Source organism: Bacillus cereus group sp. BfR-BA-01441 (genome assembly GCF_022663075.1).
Classification (GTDB): domain Bacteria; phylum Bacillota; class Bacilli; order Bacillales; family Bacillaceae_G; genus Bacillus_A; species Bacillus_A cereus.
This window is the reverse complement of the sequence record NZ_JAKUEU010000048.1, coordinates 1-16,265: the sequence shown is the minus strand read 5'-3', so window position 1 is coordinate 16,265 and position 16,265 is coordinate 1. Positions and strand designations below refer to the sequence as shown.

The window sequence follows — 16,265 nt, the reverse complement described above, 5'->3', positions numbered from 1 at the left end:
AAAGTATAAGTATGAAATTGCTTTCAGGGCAATATTTAACCTTATAATAATGAAAGGAAGGAGATCTCTCCTTCCTTTTGGTAACAACTTACATCCATCTTACCCTGTCATGTAACAATCCATCCGTAAAATTATTATGCCCTATTACAAAATCCTTCATATATAAATTTAAATACTCACCGTACTTACTTTCTGTATTTAATAACAACTCCTCAACGTAATAAGCACCTTGTTCAAATTGATCTAAAAGTAAACTGGACAAGCCCGCATAAATCCCGCACCCTACCTGAAAATACGTTGCATTCGTTTTATATTTACGAAAAACTTGGCTACTATTCATCACATTATACATATATGTCTCACTATTTTCATAAACGAGTAACACACCGACCAAGTCCTCTCCAGCAACCTCTTCTTCCGCTGGATTAAACACTTTACGATTCCAGTTCCATAAATCTTCTACTTGATCTAAGTTCTGTCTAATTATATTTGTTGTATACTCATTAATTCGGTAAAGAAAACCAACTTCCATATTAAAGTTTTTCCCTAAAATTAATACTTCCTCATGTGGCATTAAACAACCATAGAATTCTTTTTCTCCTAACTTCACTTTATACTCTGAAGCATATACATCTTCATAAAAGTAAAGAGGACGATGATGGCTCATATACATCGGATAACTCCAGATTGCTTCATCTAAAAATCGCTCTACTGCCCATGAAGCATAAAGTGTATGTGGCTTTATAAGTGCTGTATCATTCAAAAATGACGTGTCATGTTCTACAATATAACATGCTCTTGGCCTTTCATTTGGTCGTTCCTTCATAAGCTCAACAACCATCCATTGAACAACACCTGGATTCATACCTGAACCTATAATCGCTTTTGTATTTGTAAATTTCTCTTTCTCCTTCTCAAACCTTGTATATCTTTCCGTAAGCTGAAAGCCAATTAAGCTATCGTCCTGATCTACTGCCTCATTTTCCAAGGCTGAGTTAATATAACAAATTCCTAGTTCATTACAGCAGCTTAATACTCTAATTGTATCTGCCCCTGAAACATCAATCACAACACTCGTTCTTTTTTCTTTTAAATGTTGTTTAAATTCCACTACATTTTGAAGGTTTATTTCATATAAATATAATTGACCTTTCAGATTCGAAAACAACTCATCATAATAAGTCCTATCTTTTTGTTTTATATCCACCAAATGAAATTTGGCATTCTTTAATACTTCATAAATTGGATCTTTTTCATTTGCTATCGCTTGATTTAAAATTGCTAAAACTGCTTTTGCTGCTCCACCAGCACTACCAAGCAATGTAATTGATAACGAATTAGGAAACTGCTCCACAAACAAAACCCCTTTAATAAATTAGTTGAGCAGCTCCTCCTCAAAAAATAAATTGAATATATAATAAGATAGCTCGTACACAATGTTTATAAGTTAGTGCAAAGTTACCTTTTAAAAAATCACACTATACTATGCTTATATTCAATTCATTTTCCCCTCATCTCCAAATTAAACTAAAACAAATAGGCTCGACCTTTTCTTCTGCATATAAAAGAAAAAGCCAGCCCTTCCAACTAATCTACGGACAATGGACGGATTTTACATGTTGAATATTCACATACATTTTTGCATCACGTGCTTTTGATATTTCAATATGACCTTCATCAATTTTCGCCATTTTTCCAATTTTATTGGACTCCTCACCTAAATCAAACACCATAATTTTCCCAGTCATTTTAATAAGCTGTTCTTCAAATGTTCTAGCTAATGTAATATTTAACGGATTTACGGGGAGTTCATTTTTATTGAGGGCATACGGTACTTGGTTTTCTTTATACGGAATTAACCATTTTAAATGCTTTAAAGATATATATACCGTTTTATAAACCGGACTATAAAAAACAATATAGTCGTTCATCACACTTGTAACATAACCATGTATTGGAGCATTTCCTGCTACATAAACTTCTGTAAAAATCCCTTTAGAAGTACTTAATACTTTTCTCAAAGAAATTGAAGGGGATTCCCTCTTAATTACAGAATCAACATCTGGTTTTAGTATGTCTTCGTCATGTGGTCTTAAAAATTTATAGTATTGTACATGATATAAAGATATATATACATAGTCTTGTCCATTGTAAAGAACAATAATGTCATTTCCTACGTCTATTAATATACCTTTAAACCTTTTTTCACCGATTAATTTAACATATATATTTTTCCCAATACTTTTGTTTAACTCATTCATCTATATCCTCCTTCCTATGAATTTCAGCTTTCCTATCTTCCGTTTCAAAAAAATAATCAGGGCAATGTTCTGTCTTAATAGTAAGTAATTCCTTTTCATACTATCGAAATAAGAAATTGTTCTTCTCTTTCCCTCATAATGCCCCTCTTATTTATTAAACATTATTCATCTTCATTCTTTTTACATTTCACTACTTGACTCACACTCTTAATATGATAATTAATGATATAAATAACTTCATCACCGTTTACTAGCGTAATACATTCTTCATGCACTTCACTTAATAGGCCTTCTACACACTCTGGGCCGCCACGGTTAATCTTTACCCACTTATACTTCAAGTCACGTAATACATCGACGAAAGTATCATCATCAGAGCAGAAACATGAAACATAGCCATCGCCACATTTACTTTCTTTCACTTTCTTAACTAGACTCTTCACATGTTTCAATTGGTAATATACTAATTCACCAAGAGGAAGTTGTAATGTAAGGTAATCTCTTCCTAACGATACAAGTACCCCCACTCGACTCTCTGGTCCACGAAGATTTACTTTTACAGTCTCACCGACTAAGCCTTTAATTTGTTCACAGCATAATATACTTTCCAAATTTGTATCCTCCTTTCTTATTATCTTCCTCTTCTTGACTGTCTTTGTGCGCGAGCTCGACCTGAATCATTACTTTCACTTTCGCTTTCACTTTCGCTTTCTTCGCTCTCTCTACAAGGTACTGTTACACTCTTAATATGAGATACTGCAACTAATATAACTTCTTCTTTTACAATTAGTGTCACAAATTCACAAGAAACATCTTGTAAAATACCTTCAACTTTCTCTGGGCCACCACGATTAATTTTCACCCAGCAATATTTGAAGCTTTGAAGTAACTTTTCAAAGTCATCTTCACATTCACATTCCAACCATCTGCAATCATCTACTTTACAATCTTTCACATTTTTTGTAATACTTTTCAGATGACGAATCTGATAGTAATAGAGCTCTCCTTTTTCATTCTTTAATACAAAGTAATCCGAACATACAGCGACTATTGTCCCTTTTTGAGATTCTGGACCACCCCTGTTTACTCTCACAAAAGATCCAATTAAGTCTTTCAGAAAATCACAATGAAATAAACTCACGAGAAAACCCCTTCCATTAATTTATAAGCTTTTGCACTGATAGTATATGTATCTGTACAGGTTACGTTCTCTATGTTTGTCCTAGCTAGAAAAAAATATGCTTTTAACATGGTAGACTACTACCTATCAAAATTTGAAGAAAGGCTAAGAACTCCTTATGTTTTTGATATCTTCAAACAAAAAATCCCTTATGAATATACATTTCTGCATATCTTCATAAGGGATTTTCCATAGTTTAATCTTCGTCTTTAACATCCATATCTTCTGGAATTGGTTCGTTCAATATTTCTTCCACTAATTGCTTATATTTCTCCATTTGTTCTAAATGTGTATTAAATTGTTCTTTATTTACTAAATATTGCTCTCCATCGAATAGCGCACGAATTTTCTTTTGCTGAATTAACTCTTCAATATACGATTTTGGTAAATTCAAATACTCCGCAGTCTCTTCTACTGTTATATACAATGCGTTCATTCCTTTATTATTTTTTCATCTATACTGTATCTTACTTTACTTTATTTTTGTAAACAAATAAAAAAGATTTTGTAAATGCAGTTCAAAAAGCAGGTAGATGCATTCCATATATTGTATAGTATTATATAGTAAGAATTTTTTAAATATAGAATGGTATTACCCATTTACACAAAGGAGAGTTAACATATGGCTACTCGTCACATCATTACAATGTTAGAAAAAACACTACAAGTTGAAACAGAAAACACAATTTCTCATTTGAATGTATCTTTATCTGATCGTTTTCTTTCTCAAAGCACAGCAATACATGAAAACAATTGTTATCATACAATTGGTGAATGGTACAAAAATCATTTCTTATTCCAACAAGATGATTTCCTTTGGGCTAAATATGCTTTCTATGACGCATATTGTGAAGCCATCAAAAAACAAGGCCATCTTACAAAACGCGTCCGTCAAATATTAGAATCATTGGCTCGAAAACACGGAAAACAGTATATTGCTTCTATACTAAATATGCCATTTCCTAATGAACGCGCTAAAGGGACAGCGTAATTTAGCCATGTTCTGCGTAAGCAAAACATATCTAAATTGTTTTCTAGGATGCTTTACCAATAAAATGTTCATATCATATGAACTGATGAAACCGGTGTCATTATAATGATTGAAAATATAGTAAACAGGAAAACCCCCACGTACATCTCTCATCCATTTGAATAGAGAAGTATGTGGGGGTTTACTTGTTCCTTATTATTTTATCATCTGCTTAATCAGTTCGCGATTTCTCTTCTTAAATACTTCATTATGAGAAGAAACCATTCCGTACTCACTTGCATCTGGTTGGATAAATTGCTTTGCTTTATTCACAGCATTTCCAGCATCTTGGAATGCACCTGCAATTAAGTGTAGTTTCCCTTCGTGCTTTAAAATATCTCCAGCAGCATATAATCCATCTACTGAAGACTCACTATTTGCATTACCTGCAATATAATAATTATCTATAATTGCAACGTCTAACTCACTATTTTCTAATAATGTAATGTCGCGTTCATATCCATGATTAATAATAACTTCATCAATAGGTAAATGAGAAACCTCACCTGTTTCATGATTTGTTAATTCTACATATTCGATCGCTTCATGATTATCACCGGCAATTAATTTTGTAATCGATGTATTAAAGAAACACTCCGCTGAGCTGTTCATAAGTTGTTTTACTTGTGCTTCATGACCAGATAATTCTTCTTTTCTATAAGTTACATACACTTTTTTCGCAATTGGTTCCAATTCATTTGCCCAATCAACAGCAGAATTGCCTCCACCGGAAATAATAACTGTTTTACCTTTAAAACGCTTTAAAGATTTAACTGTATAATTTAAATTCGATACTTCAAATCGCTCAGCACCTTCAATAGATAACTTTTGCGGTTTCAATATACCACTTCCTGTTGCGACGATAACTGTTTTTGAAAAGTGTTCTTCGCCAGTACTTGTTTTTAATGTAAAAGTACCATCTTGATTACGAATAATCGATTCTACTTTTGTATCTAATACAACTTCCGGCTTAAATGTTAACCCTTGCTGTACAAGTTGTTCAATTAACTTATCACCTGTAACTGGCAATAGTCCTCCTACATCCCAAATCATTTTTTCCGGATACACATGTATTTTTCCACCTAAATGTGGTTGAAATTCTATTATTTTCGTTCTCATTTCTCTGAGTCCACTATAAAAAGCTGAATAAAGCCCTGCAGGTCCTCCGCCTATCACGGTTACATCAAACAATTCTTCTCGATTCATTCGTGCTCACTCCTCAGCTATTAATCGTTGATTATCATTCTCAATAAAATATAACCTGTTTCCGCAAAATTTACAATCAAAATTACTATTGACAATACACCTATATAAAATTATATTATTTAAAGAATCAATAGTGATAATCATTATCATTTTGTTAATAATTAGCAAATTTGAGATTACATCTTCTTTCATTAATATGGTTATTACTATATTATAAAATCTAATATTCAAGATTTTTAATAAATTTTTTTGCATTACCACTACTATTTCAAAAAGATTGCAGTTAAACAAATTATTGTATACACATATCATCTATGTTAAAGGAGAAAGACGATGAAAAAGTTATTTATTTCACTAACAGTCCTTTTCGTTCTTGTTATGAGCGCTTGTAGCAATAGCTCTACAGACAAAAAGAACGATGCAAAAGGTAGCAAATCAGAAACAATTACATACCAATCTGAAGATGGTAAAAAAGTAGAAGTTCCTGCAAATCCAAAACGCGTTGTTGTATTATCATCATTCGCTGGTAACGTAATGTCATTAGGTGTAAATCTTGTTGGGGTAGATTCATGGTCTAAACAAAACCCACGTTTTGATAGCAAACTTAAAGATGTTGCTGAAGTATCTGATGAAAATGTTGAAAAAATCGCTGAACTAAATCCAGATTTAATCATCGGTTTATCAAATGTTAAAAATGTCGATAAGTTAAAGAAAATCGCGCCTACTGTAACATACACTTACGGAAAAGTTGATTACTTAACACAGCATTTAGAAATCGGTAAGTTATTAAATAAAGAAAAAGAAGCAAAAACTTGGGTTGATGACTTCAAGAAACGTGCACAAGAAGCTGGTAAAGAAATTAAAGCAAAAATCGGTGAAGATGCAACAGTTTCTGTTGTAGAAAACTTCAACAAACAGCTTTATGTATACGGCGAGAACTGGGGCCGTGGAACAGAAATCCTGTACCAAGAAATGAAATTAAAAATGCCTGAAAAAGTAAAAGAAAAAGCATTAAAAGAAGGTTACTACGCATTATCTACTGAGGTATTACCTGAATTTGCTGGTGATTACTTAATCGTAAGTAAAAACAAAGATACTGATAACTCATTCCAAGAGACAGAATCATATAAAAACATCCCAGCAGTAAAAAATAATCGTGTATATGAAGCAAACATGATGGAATTCTATTTCAATGATCCACTTACATTAGATTTCCAACTAGACTTCTTCAAGAAGAGCTTTCTTGGTAAATAATACAAACATGAGGAATTCTTAATTTAAGAATTCCTCTTCCTTTATTCTATGAACAGAAAAGATGTGAAACGAATGACAAAAGATCATGATAATCCACGTTCTATAGCTTTTACATACAAACTAATTTTAAGCTTACTTGCATTCTTTCTTATTTTTATGGTTGCAATGGTATTAGGTGCTGCAGATACTTCGATAAAAGATGTATGGTTAGCACTCACTTCCTCCGCTAAAGGAGACAAAATATCTATTATTCGAGAAATACGTTTACCACGTGAAGTTGCTGCTATTTTTGTAGGAGCTGGATTAGCCGTTTCTGGAGCAATTATGCAAGGATTAACACGAAATCCACTTGCGGACCCTGGATTATTAGGGCTATCTGGTGGAGCAAATGCTGCGCTTGCACTGACACTTGCTTTCAACCCTTCCATCAGCTATCTTTACTTAACATTAGCTTGCTTTATCGGTGCTGCAATTGGCGCAATTATGGTATTTGGAATTGGTATGGTGAAAAAAGGCGGCCTTCCTCCTCTTCGAATTGTATTAGCGGGCGCTGCAGTTTCAGCATTTCTACTCGCAATTTCAGAAGGAATCGGCATTTACTTTAAAATTTCACAAGATGTATCACTTTGGACTGCTGGGGGCGTAATTGGAACAACTTGGAGCCAATTAAAAATTATTATTCCAGTCATTTCAATTAGTATCTTTATCGCTATCTTACTAGCAAAAAAATTGACAGTTCTTAGTTTCAGTGAAGAAGTGGCTATTGGACTAGGTCAAAAAATTATTGTTATTAAAACTATTTTATTTATCATTATTATCTTACTTGCAGGTGCATCTGTAGCGCTTGTTGGAAATATGGCATTTATCGGCTTAATGGTACCTCACATGGTACGCCCAATTGTCGGTCCAGATTACCGATTTGTTATACCGATGTCAGCAATTGCTGGAGCTTCCTTTATGCTACTTGCAGATACAATCGGACGTACTATTAACGCTCCATACGAAACACCAGTTGCGGCAATTGTTGCGATTGTAGGGTTACCATTCTTCCTATTCATTGTACGTAAAGGAGGAAAAACATTCTCATGATGCAATCTATTTTAAGAAAACAGCGTCTCATTATACTCGCTTTACTTATAGTAATCATCACAACCATTGTAGTTGGAATGGGACTTGGTTCAGCATCTTTATCTTATGATCGACTACTCCCAACATTAATGGGGCAAGGGACTTTTAAAGAGGAGTTTGTTTTATACTCTTTAAGACTACCTAGAATTGTCATTACATTATTAGCTGGTATGGCTCTCGCTTTATCAGGGGCTATTCTGCAAGGAATTACCCGAAATGATTTAGCTGAACCTGGTATTCTTGGTATTAACTCTGGGGCTGGTGTTGCTGTTGCTATTTTCTTTTTATACTTTCCAATAGACGTAGGTTCATTTCTTTACTTACTACCTGTCGTTGGATTTATTGGGGCATTTCTGACAGCTGCTCTAATTTACGTGTTTTCATATAGTAAATCAACTGGACTTCAACCAATACGATTAACATTAACTGGTATCGGTTTTGCATTTGCACTATCTGGAGCGATGATTGTCCTTATTTCATCCGCTGATCGTATGAAAGTGGACTTTATCTCAAAATGGATTGCCGGAAATATTTGGGGAGATGACTGGATTTTCGTTTTAGCAATGCTCCCATGGTTAATCGTATTAATTCCGTTTGTTTTCTATAAAGCAAATCGATTAAACATTTTAGCATTAAACGAACCAGTCGCAATTGGCGTTGGAATTGAAATTGAAAAAGAACGCAGGTACTTATTAGTTGCAGCCGTTGCACTTGCAGCCGCAGCTGTTTCCGTAACAGGAGGAATTAGCTTTATCGGATTAATGGCTCCTCATATCGCGAAATCTTTAGTAGGTCCAAGACATCAAATCTTCATGCCTATCGCCCTTTTAATCGGCGGATGGCTATTATTATTAGCAGATACAATCGGACGAAATATCGTTGATCCTAATGGCATTCCAGCAGGTATTGTCGTTGCTTTAATTGGGGCTCCTTACTTTATGTATTTGTTGCTTAAAAAAGCTTAAAAAACACCCTCAAGATTTCTTGAGGGTGTTTTTGTTTCATTCTACTGCTGCCCATACCCTTCAAACTTCTTCGCCAAATTCTCCATCTCATCTTCTGGCAATAGCTTTGGTTCCCCAATGCTTTTCGTTTGATAATAAATTTGAGCACAAAACTCAATCTCTTCTGCAACAGTAAACGCCATTTTTATATTATTTGCACCAGCAATTAAACCGTGATTTGCAAGTAAAACAGCACGGCGATCAATCATGCCTTCAAAAGCAGCCTCCGCTAATTGCTTCGTACCAAATGTTTCATACGGTGCACAGCGCACATTCGGTCCTGCGAAAGCAATTAAATACGATACAGCAGGAAGCTCCCATCCTAATGATGCAATCGTCTTCGCGTAAGGAGAGTGTGTATGCACAAGCGCATTTATATCTTCACGCTTCCTATAGTAAATAAGGTGCATATCTAATTCACTTGATGGTTTTCTCTCTCCTTCTACTACTTCACCATCTAGGTTTAATATAACTACATCTTCAGGCTTTGTTTCATAATACTCTAAACCACTTGGGCTAATCGCAACAAGACCTTGTTCACGATTAAAGATACTAATATTACCGCCCGTTCCCTTTGTTAAACCACTAGAAATCATTTTCTTTCCATACGCTACAATTTCTTCTCTTTCTTTTTGTAATAACATATACATCCCCCTAAGTATGAAGCTTATGATGACTGACTTTTATATTTATCTACTTATTGAAATAGCTTTTTTAAATTCTCCGTAAACGGTGCCTTTACAATCCCTTTTTCTGTAATAATCGCTGTTACATTTTCATGTGGAGTAACATCAAATGCTGGATTATATACTTTACTTTCTTTCGGAGCAGAATATTGTCCGAAGCGATTAATCACTTCAGAAGCATCTCTTTCCTCGATGGGAATTTCTTTTCCTGTCGATGTCTTTAAATCAATTGTCGGTGTTGGCGCTGCTATATAAAACGGAATGTTGTAGTACTTAGCTAAAATAGATACGCCTAATGTGCCAATTTTATTTGCTATATCACCGTTCGCTGCCACACGGTCGCAGCCAACAATTACAGCGTCAATCTTCCCTTGTGACATGACCATAGCCGCCATATTATCTGTAATAACAGTAACGTCAATGCCTGCTCGCTGCAGTTCTAATGCTGTTAACGTTGAACCTTGTAATCTAGGGCGTGTTTCATCAGAATAGATTTTTAAGTCCCATCCTTTTTCTTTCGCTAAATACATTGGAGCTGTCGCAGTACCATACTTAGTTGTCGCTAACGCACCAGCATTACAATGTGTTAATACTCCCATTCCATCATGGAATAATGTTAATGCATGTTCTCCAATTTGACGGTTAATTTCTTCATCTTCTCTATGAATTTCTTTTGCCTCTTCTAGTAATCTATTTTTCAGCTGTGAGATTGATAAGTGAGCATTATCTGTCGCTACACTTTCCATTCTTTCAAGCGCCCAAAATAAATTTACGGCAGTCGGTCTTGATGTCGCCAAGTATGTACATACCTTTCTTACTTCATCCATAAATCCTTCTTCCGTACTTTCAGCAAATTCCTTTATCCCTAAATACACTCCATAAGCTGCTGAAACACCAATCGCGGGTGCACCTCGTACTTTCATTACTTGAATCGCATCCCACACACTTTCAGCTGTTTTAAAAGATTCATAGACAATTTCATTCGGTAATAACGTTTGATCTAACAAAACTAAAGCATCATCTTTCCACTGAATTGGTATTAATTGTTCTTCCATCATATTCTCCCCTTACTTCGCGTAGTGCATTGACTGTTCTTTTAACGTTTCTACAAAACTTGTGCCCGTTCTATATTGATTCGCTCGTAAAATAAAACCCTTCGCTACTTGAAGACAAATTCGCTCCGCTCTAGCACGTGCTCCCTCATTCCCAATACAAGTAATATCTTTTACTTTCGCTAATCCAACAATACGGCGAATTAATTCCAGACCTGTCACTGCAGCTGTATCCTCTAATACAGATTGCAAATAGACTTCGCTAAAGCCTTCTTCCTTCGCCATAATCTCGGTCACATGAATATCCCAAGCACCTAAAAACTTCTGCTTAAATAAATCAATTACCTCTACCATCGTAGTTTGTAACCAATCCATATACGTATCTTTCTCAGCTCCAGGTGACATCGTTGCATCTGCATTCACCCAAGCAAACATTAAATTCGCCATTACATTCCCAACGTCATATCCCATAGGTCCATAAAAAGCAAACTCAGGATCAATAACCTTTGTAGAATCATCTCTTACAAAAACAGAACCAGTATGTAAATCACCATGAAGTAATGCCTGTGCATTCGTCATAAAAGAAAATTTACGTTTCGCTACTTCCATACGAAGCTCTTTATCACTATAAATATGTTCCCTAATCCATCCCTCATTTAACGGAAATAACTCATTACGCTTATTATGATTTGTAAATGGTTCTGAATATACGAGGTCCTCTGTAATCTCACATAATTCAGGATTTATATAATTCTTCACAAGTTCCTTCTTCTCTTTATGATTCATTACAACATCCGATGTTAACAAAAGTGTATTTACCATAAAAGTAGTTAAATCATCCGCAAGCCTCGGAAATATTTGATGATTTATAAGTGCTGTACGTAATATTGTGTGATCCGATAAATCTTCCATTACGCAACAATTCATCACACTATCAAATAAATACACCTTAGGAACAAGTCCAGGTGCTAACTCATCCTCTAACTGCAAAACATCTGATTCTATACGAATACGATTCGTCGACAACTTAAACTCATCTGAAATGCGAGCTGTATCCCCAGCTTGCTTTACGATGACAGACATGTTCTCTTTTTCATCCCAAACGCGGAACACATAATTTAAATTGCCATCACCTATTTCTTTACACTGTAACCCCTTTGCATGTTCAAACTTAGATAATTTCTCTTTCACATATGCAATCACATCTTTAGCTTCCATTAAAAAATACTTTGTGAACTTAGACATGGTTTCCCCTCCACACCGATTGTAAGCGTTTTCTAAAAGCTATAAAAAATAATAGGTTGAATTTTTTCATCCTATAAATATGTATTCTTCTTTTTGAAAGGTATATCTAGGTTTTATTATATCTCGTTAGCACTTTGAGTCAATATTTCTAACTATCATCGTAATATACTTCCTAATTATATATTTGAGATGACAAAAATTGTTCAAAAAGATTTCGATTCATTTTATTTTATTTATCGCACAATTCTTTGTAAAATAGAAATAAGCAGTTCCTTTTCAAATACATAACTTCTAAGAAATATTTCCTTCCTAAGAAATTAAACTTACACACTATCTCTAACATACACACTAAACTTTCAACTACTCATCTAAAATTTATAGACTTAAAATTACCTTTCCATTCCCTGTTAGTCTTAATTGAGAATAAATATTAATTAAATTGGTATAAAGTTGGTTTATTCTCTTGACAAAATAACCACTTCTATATGATAATTAATATCGAATTAGAATTATTATAGTTAATTAAAAAATATATTTTATGAGCACACTATTTTTTGATGCTCAAAACCAACATTTAGGAGGAATTTTAACATGTTATTAATCGGCACAGAAGTAAAACCGTTTAAAGCTAATGCTTACCATAATGGAGAATTTATCCAAGTTACTGACGAAAGTTTAAAAGGAAAATGGAGTGTGGTTTGTTTCTACCCAGCTGACTTCACATTCGTTTGCCCAACTGAACTTGAAGACTTACAAAACCAATACGCAACTCTAAAAGACTTAGGCGTTGAAGTATACTCTGTATCTACAGACACTCACTTCACTCACAAAGCATGGCATGATAGCTCAGAAACTATCGGCAAAATCGAGTACATCATGATTGGTGACCCAACTCGCACAATCACTACAAACTTCAACGTTTTAATGGAAGAAGAAGGTCTTGCTGCTCGTGGTACATTCATCATCGATCCAGACGGCGTTATCCAATCTATGGAAATCAATGCTGACGGTATCGGCCGTGACGCAAGCATTCTTGTTAACAAAATTAAAGCTGCTCAATACGTACGTAACAACCCAGGTGAAGTTTGCCCAGCTAAATGGCAAGAGGGTTCTGCAACACTTAAACCAAGCCTTGACCTTGTAGGCAAAATCTAAGGAGTTCGATCAAAATGATACTAGATGCAGATATAAAAACACAACTATCCCAATACCTTCAATTAATGGAGAACGATATTTTACTTAAAGTAAGCGCAGGAGACGATAACGTATCTAAAGATATGTTAGCTCTAGTAGACGAATTAGCTACTATGTCATCTAAGATTACAGTAGAAAAAGTTGAATTAGAGAGAACACCAAGCTTTAGCGTAAACCGCCCTGGTGAAAACACTGGTGTCGTATTCGCTGGTATTCCATTAGGACACGAATTTACATCATTAGTGTTAGCTTTACTACAAGTAAGTGGACGCGCTCCAAAAGTTGAACAAAAATTAATCGATCAAATTAAAAACATTCAAGGCGAATATCATTTTGAATCTTATATCAGCCTAAGTTGTCATAACTGTCCTGATGTTGTACAAGCTCTTAACGTAATGAGCGTTCTTAACCCTAGTATTACACATACTATGATTGATGGCGCTGCATTCAAAGAGGAAGTAGAAAGCAAAGACATTATGGCAGTACCAACTGTTTACCTAAACGGCGAATCTTTCGGAAGCGGTCGTATGACACTTGAAGAAATTTTAGCTAAAATGGGTAACGGTCCAGATGCATCAGAGCTTTCTGATAAAGATCCATACGATGTTCTTGTTGTTGGTGGCGGCCCTGCTGGTGCAAGTGCAGCAATTTACGCAGCACGTAAAGGCATCCGCACTGGTATCGTTGCTGAGCGCTTCGGTGGTCAAGTAATGGATACTATGGGCATTGAGAACTTCATCAGCGTGAAAAAGACTGAAGGTCCTAAGCTAGTAGCAAGCCTTGAAGAGCACGTAAAAGAATACGACATCGATGTAATGAATCTACAACGTGCGAAACGTTTAGAGAAAAAAGAACTTATTGAAGTGGAACTTGAAAACGGCGCTATTCTGAAAAGTAAGAGCGTAATCGTTTCTACAGGTGCTCGCTGGCGTAATGTTGGCGTACCAGGTGAAGCTGAGTTCAAAAATAAAGGTGTAGCATATTGCCCACACTGTGACGGTCCATTATTCACTGGAAAAGACGTAGCAGTTATCGGCGGAGGTAACTCTGGTATTGAAGCAGCTATCGACTTAGCAGGTATCGTTAAGCACGTAACTGTTCTTGAATTCATGCCAGAATTAAAAGCTGATGCTGTATTACAAGAGCGTCTTAACAGCTTACCAAACGTAACTGTTCTGAAAAACGTTCAAACGAAAGAAATCACTGGTACTGATAAAGTAAACGGTATTTCTTACATCGATCGTGAAACTGAAGAAGTTCATCACGTTGAATTACAAGGTGTATTCGTACAAATCGGTCTTGTACCAAACACAGACTGGTTAGGCGAAACAGTTGAACGCGTTCGCGGTGAAATCGTAACAGACAAGCACGGCGCTACAAACGTACCAGGAGTGTTTGCTGCAGGTGACTGTACAAATAATCCGTACAAACAAATCATCATCTCTATGGGTTCAGGTGCAAACGCAGCTTTAGGTGCATTTGATTACTTAATCCGTAACTAATAAAAAAGACGCGCTACCTATTGGTAGCGCGTCTTTTTTATTATATTTCATGTAAATAGTTATCAAGTTCCTTCCAACTCATTACTGTATAAGGTGTACCTACATTCAATACTACTTTTACATTTTCTGCTACTATTTGCATTCTCTTAGTTGGATTATCTCTTTTTCCTGAAGGATAAATAGCAAGTTTCATCATTTCTTGCTTTCCATCTTCATAAATCCTTTTCTTTAAACCAAATTGGTTAATTTGTTCCTTTGAAGGAACTTCTTTGCCTTCCCAGTCACATATTTCAAATAGAGGATACCTATCTCCGTGCCATTCCTCAATAATCTCAATTACTTTAAGAATAATACAACTCCCTGATACTAATTTATAACTAACAGCATCACCTGCTTTTAAAGAAGTATTAGCTATAAATCTTTTCGGCACTTTTTTAGCTTCTGGCTGCCGAGAATGTAACTGCTCTCTTAGTTTATTTAAAACTACTTCACGTTTCTTCTGTAATTTAGGTTCTTCTTCCCAACGGGCTAAATCTGCACCACTTTCTATTATTTGCAATGCCTCCTGCTTAACATTCTCTTGAAGTCTCCCTAACCTCCATTGTATGGAAGCAAATACTAATCAAAAAACAATAGTCTCTTCATTATCTAATTCATTCTTGTATTCCTCAATTACAATCCTACTTGCGTCCTCATTTGAATATTCATTTGCTAACAAATCCTTATACAGTAACTTAATATCTTCAGCAATATCGTCTGATAATATTGCTACTCCCCAAGCCCCCATACATTAACACTCCAATCTATAAACTAAAAACCTCTCATTCCCATTCTTCTCATAAGCACCTGGCAATCTAACTTCTTTCTTCAGCTCAAACGCAGTCTGATTTTCTAAGAAGAAAATATAGTCCTCAGAAGGATAATATAAAATAATATCCACTTCTCTCCCCGTTTCTTCTACTGAAAGCAAAATGTTATTTACTACATTCATAAACACTTGTACAGAAAATGGATTAAAGAAATAAAACCTATTATCATGTGGATCAATCTCATATTCCTGCGCTAAACAACATTGGAATTGAATTTTCCCCTTACTGTTTCGTGCCTTTCGTGCATAACGATCTCGATTATCCATCGCTTCTTTATAAAACTCTTCATTCATTTCAATTCCAACTGCTGAAGCACCACATTTATGATGCATATAAAAGTTTAATCGCCCTTTTCCGCACCCAAAGTCTACAATTCGGTCGCTACTTCGTATTTCATATTGATTCAATAACTCATCTAACCCGCTATACGGTGTCGGTTCATAGCGATGATAATGCATAGACTTGTTAAACCCTTTTTGCTCACCGACTGTTTTTATATGTAAAACTGCATCGTAATATTGTTCGTTCATTCGTTTTCTCCTATTAAAAAATGGTACTTATTATTATACACCATGTACTGGAGGCTCATTTTTCATCAAATTAATAGGTACGTGAAATTATATTAACGATTTTCTTAATATATCTATCGTAACT

16 protein-coding genes and 1 pseudogene are annotated in these 16,265 nt (G+C 35.1%); 6 read left to right on the top strand and 11 right to left on the bottom strand.

Annotated features, from left to right (window positions below):
• Positions 1–88: 88 nt before the first annotated feature.
• The 5 genes from MR107_RS19055 to MR107_RS19035 all read right to left on the bottom strand — a co-directional run bounded on the left by MR107_RS19055 (position 89) and on the right by MR107_RS19035 (position 3,877).
• Complete coding sequence (locus MR107_RS19055; RefSeq protein ID WP_000434719.1) at positions 89–1,354, bottom strand: hypothetical protein; 1,266 nt, start codon at positions 1,352–1,354, stop codon at positions 89–91.
• Between the two features lie 238 nt (positions 1,355–1,592).
• A complete protein-coding gene (locus tag MR107_RS19050) occupies positions 1,593–2,261 on the bottom strand; it encodes an LSm family protein (protein WP_086404250.1) in 669 nt (222 codons plus the stop codon).
• 161 nt (positions 2,262–2,422) lie between these two features.
• Positions 2,423–2,872 carry a hypothetical protein gene (locus MR107_RS19045; RefSeq protein ID WP_000443836.1) on the bottom strand — a complete coding sequence of 150 codons (450 nt, stop codon included), beginning with the start codon at positions 2,870–2,872 and terminating at the stop codon, positions 2,423–2,425.
• Positions 2,873–2,892: 20 nt separating this feature from the next.
• A complete protein-coding gene (locus tag MR107_RS19040; RefSeq protein WP_071740540.1) occupies positions 2,893–3,402 on the bottom strand; it encodes a spore coat protein in 510 nt (169 codons plus the stop codon).
• A 235-nt stretch (positions 3,403–3,637) separates the two neighbouring features.
• Entirely contained in the window at positions 3,638–3,877 is a 240-nt protein-coding gene (locus tag MR107_RS19035; RefSeq protein ID WP_001998970.1) for a helix-turn-helix domain-containing protein, read from the bottom strand.
• 186 nt (positions 3,878–4,063) lie between these two features.
• On the opposite strand from MR107_RS19035, the gene MR107_RS19030 reads away from it, so the two are divergent.
• Positions 4,064–4,432, top strand: a complete 369-nt coding sequence (locus MR107_RS19030; protein WP_000235474.1) for a hypothetical protein — start codon at positions 4,064–4,066, stop codon at positions 4,430–4,432.
• Positions 4,433–4,627: 195 nt separating this feature from the next.
• Here MR107_RS19030 and MR107_RS19025 read toward each other — a convergent pair whose 3' ends face one another.
• Positions 4,628–5,677 carry an NAD(P)/FAD-dependent oxidoreductase gene (locus tag MR107_RS19025; protein ID WP_001078298.1) on the bottom strand — a complete coding sequence of 350 codons (1,050 nt, stop codon included), beginning with the start codon at positions 5,675–5,677 and terminating at the stop codon, positions 4,628–4,630.
• Between the two features lie 333 nt (positions 5,678–6,010).
• On the opposite strand from MR107_RS19025, the gene MR107_RS19020 reads away from it, so the two are divergent.
• Genes MR107_RS19020 through MR107_RS19010 form a run of 3 tightly spaced genes read left to right on the top strand, consistent with a single transcriptional unit; the run spans position 6,011 to position 9,024 of the window.
• A complete protein-coding gene (locus tag MR107_RS19020) occupies positions 6,011–6,931 on the top strand; it encodes an iron-hydroxamate ABC transporter substrate-binding protein (RefSeq protein WP_000732597.1) in 921 nt (306 codons plus the stop codon).
• A gap of 48 nt (positions 6,932–6,979) precedes the next feature.
• Complete coding sequence (locus tag MR107_RS19015) at positions 6,980–8,020, top strand: FecCD family ABC transporter permease (protein ID WP_242292605.1); 1,041 nt, start codon at positions 6,980–6,982, stop codon at positions 8,018–8,020.
• Positions 8,017–9,024, top strand: a complete 1,008-nt coding sequence (locus tag MR107_RS19010) for a FecCD family ABC transporter permease (RefSeq protein ID WP_242292604.1) — start codon at positions 8,017–8,019, stop codon at positions 9,022–9,024. Before MR107_RS19015 ends, MR107_RS19010 begins: the two co-directional genes overlap by 4 nt.
• Positions 9,025–9,065: 41 nt before the next feature.
• Here MR107_RS19010 and MR107_RS19005 read toward each other — a convergent pair whose 3' ends face one another.
• From MR107_RS19005 to mtnK, 3 genes are read right to left on the bottom strand one after another with little or no spacing between them, the layout of a single operon-like run.
• The gene (locus tag MR107_RS19005; protein WP_000926557.1) at positions 9,066–9,707 is read right to left on the bottom strand and encodes an L-fuculose-phosphate aldolase; all 642 of its coding nucleotides are present in this window, start codon (positions 9,705–9,707) and stop codon (positions 9,066–9,068) included.
• Positions 9,708–9,760: 53 nt separating this feature from the next.
• Positions 9,761–10,807 (bottom strand): S-methyl-5-thioribose-1-phosphate isomerase, encoded by a 1,047-nt coding sequence (gene mtnA / locus MR107_RS19000; protein ID WP_086404248.1) that lies wholly within the window; start codon positions 10,805–10,807, stop codon positions 9,761–9,763.
• Positions 10,808–10,816: 9 nt separating this feature from the next.
• Positions 10,817–12,046 (bottom strand): S-methyl-5-thioribose kinase, encoded by a 1,230-nt coding sequence (gene mtnK, locus MR107_RS18995; protein ID WP_242292603.1) that lies wholly within the window; start codon positions 12,044–12,046, stop codon positions 10,817–10,819.
• Between the two features lie 591 nt (positions 12,047–12,637).
• Here mtnK and ahpC point away from each other — a divergent pair.
• The gene (gene ahpC / locus MR107_RS18990; protein ID WP_000924420.1) at positions 12,638–13,201 is read left to right on the top strand and encodes an alkyl hydroperoxide reductase subunit C; all 564 of its coding nucleotides are present in this window, start codon (positions 12,638–12,640) and stop codon (positions 13,199–13,201) included.
• A gap of 14 nt (positions 13,202–13,215) precedes the next feature.
• Positions 13,216–14,742 (top strand): alkyl hydroperoxide reductase subunit F, encoded by a 1,527-nt coding sequence (gene ahpF, locus MR107_RS18985; RefSeq protein WP_242292602.1) that lies wholly within the window; start codon positions 13,216–13,218, stop codon positions 14,740–14,742.
• A gap of 40 nt (positions 14,743–14,782) precedes the next feature.
• Here the strand turns inward: ahpF and MR107_RS18980 are convergent.
• Together MR107_RS18980 and MR107_RS18975 are read right to left on the bottom strand one after the other, a co-directional pair.
• Positions 14,783–15,529 (bottom strand): annotated as a pseudogene (locus MR107_RS18980) (hypothetical protein).
• Positions 15,530–15,532: 3 nt separating this feature from the next.
• Positions 15,533–16,141, bottom strand: coding sequence for an SAM-dependent methyltransferase (locus tag MR107_RS18975; RefSeq protein ID WP_001005624.1), 609 nt, complete (start codon positions 16,139–16,141; stop codon positions 15,533–15,535).
• Between the last annotated feature and the right edge of the window lie 124 nt (positions 16,142–16,265).

Bases quoted from the DNA above. Each gene is read 5' to 3' on its own strand.
- mtnA (WP_086404248.1), bottom strand. From the start codon at position 10,807: ATGATGGAAGAACAATTAATACCAATTCAGTGGAAAGATGATGCTTTA.
- MR107_RS19005 (WP_000926557.1), bottom strand. From the start codon at position 9,707: ATGTTATTACAAAAAGAAAGAGAAGAAATTGTAGCGTATGGAAAGAAA.
- ahpF (WP_242292602.1), top strand. From the start codon at position 13,216: ATGATACTAGATGCAGATATAAAAACACAACTATCCCAATACCTTCAA.
- MR107_RS19020 (WP_000732597.1), top strand. From the start codon at position 6,011: ATGAAAAAGTTATTTATTTCACTAACAGTCCTTTTCGTTCTTGTTATG.
- MR107_RS19010 (WP_242292604.1), top strand. From the start codon at position 8,017: ATGATGCAATCTATTTTAAGAAAACAGCGTCTCATTATACTCGCTTTA.
- MR107_RS19050 (WP_086404250.1), bottom strand. From the start codon at position 2,261: ATGAATGAGTTAAACAAAAGTATTGGGAAAAATATATATGTTAAATTA.
- MR107_RS19035 (WP_001998970.1), bottom strand. From the start codon at position 3,877: ATGAACGCATTGTATATAACAGTAGAAGAGACTGCGGAGTATTTGAAT.
- MR107_RS19030 (WP_000235474.1), top strand. From the start codon at position 4,064: ATGGCTACTCGTCACATCATTACAATGTTAGAAAAAACACTACAAGTT.
- MR107_RS18975 (WP_001005624.1), bottom strand. From the start codon at position 16,141: ATGAACGAACAATATTACGATGCAGTTTTACATATAAAAACAGTCGGT.
- MR107_RS19025 (WP_001078298.1), bottom strand. From the start codon at position 5,677: ATGAATCGAGAAGAATTGTTTGATGTAACCGTGATAGGCGGAGGACCT.
- mtnK (WP_242292603.1), bottom strand. From the start codon at position 12,046: ATGTCTAAGTTCACAAAGTATTTTTTAATGGAAGCTAAAGATGTGATT.
- MR107_RS19015 (WP_242292605.1), top strand. From the start codon at position 6,980: ATGAACAGAAAAGATGTGAAACGAATGACAAAAGATCATGATAATCCA.
- ahpC (WP_000924420.1), top strand. From the start codon at position 12,638: ATGTTATTAATCGGCACAGAAGTAAAACCGTTTAAAGCTAATGCTTAC.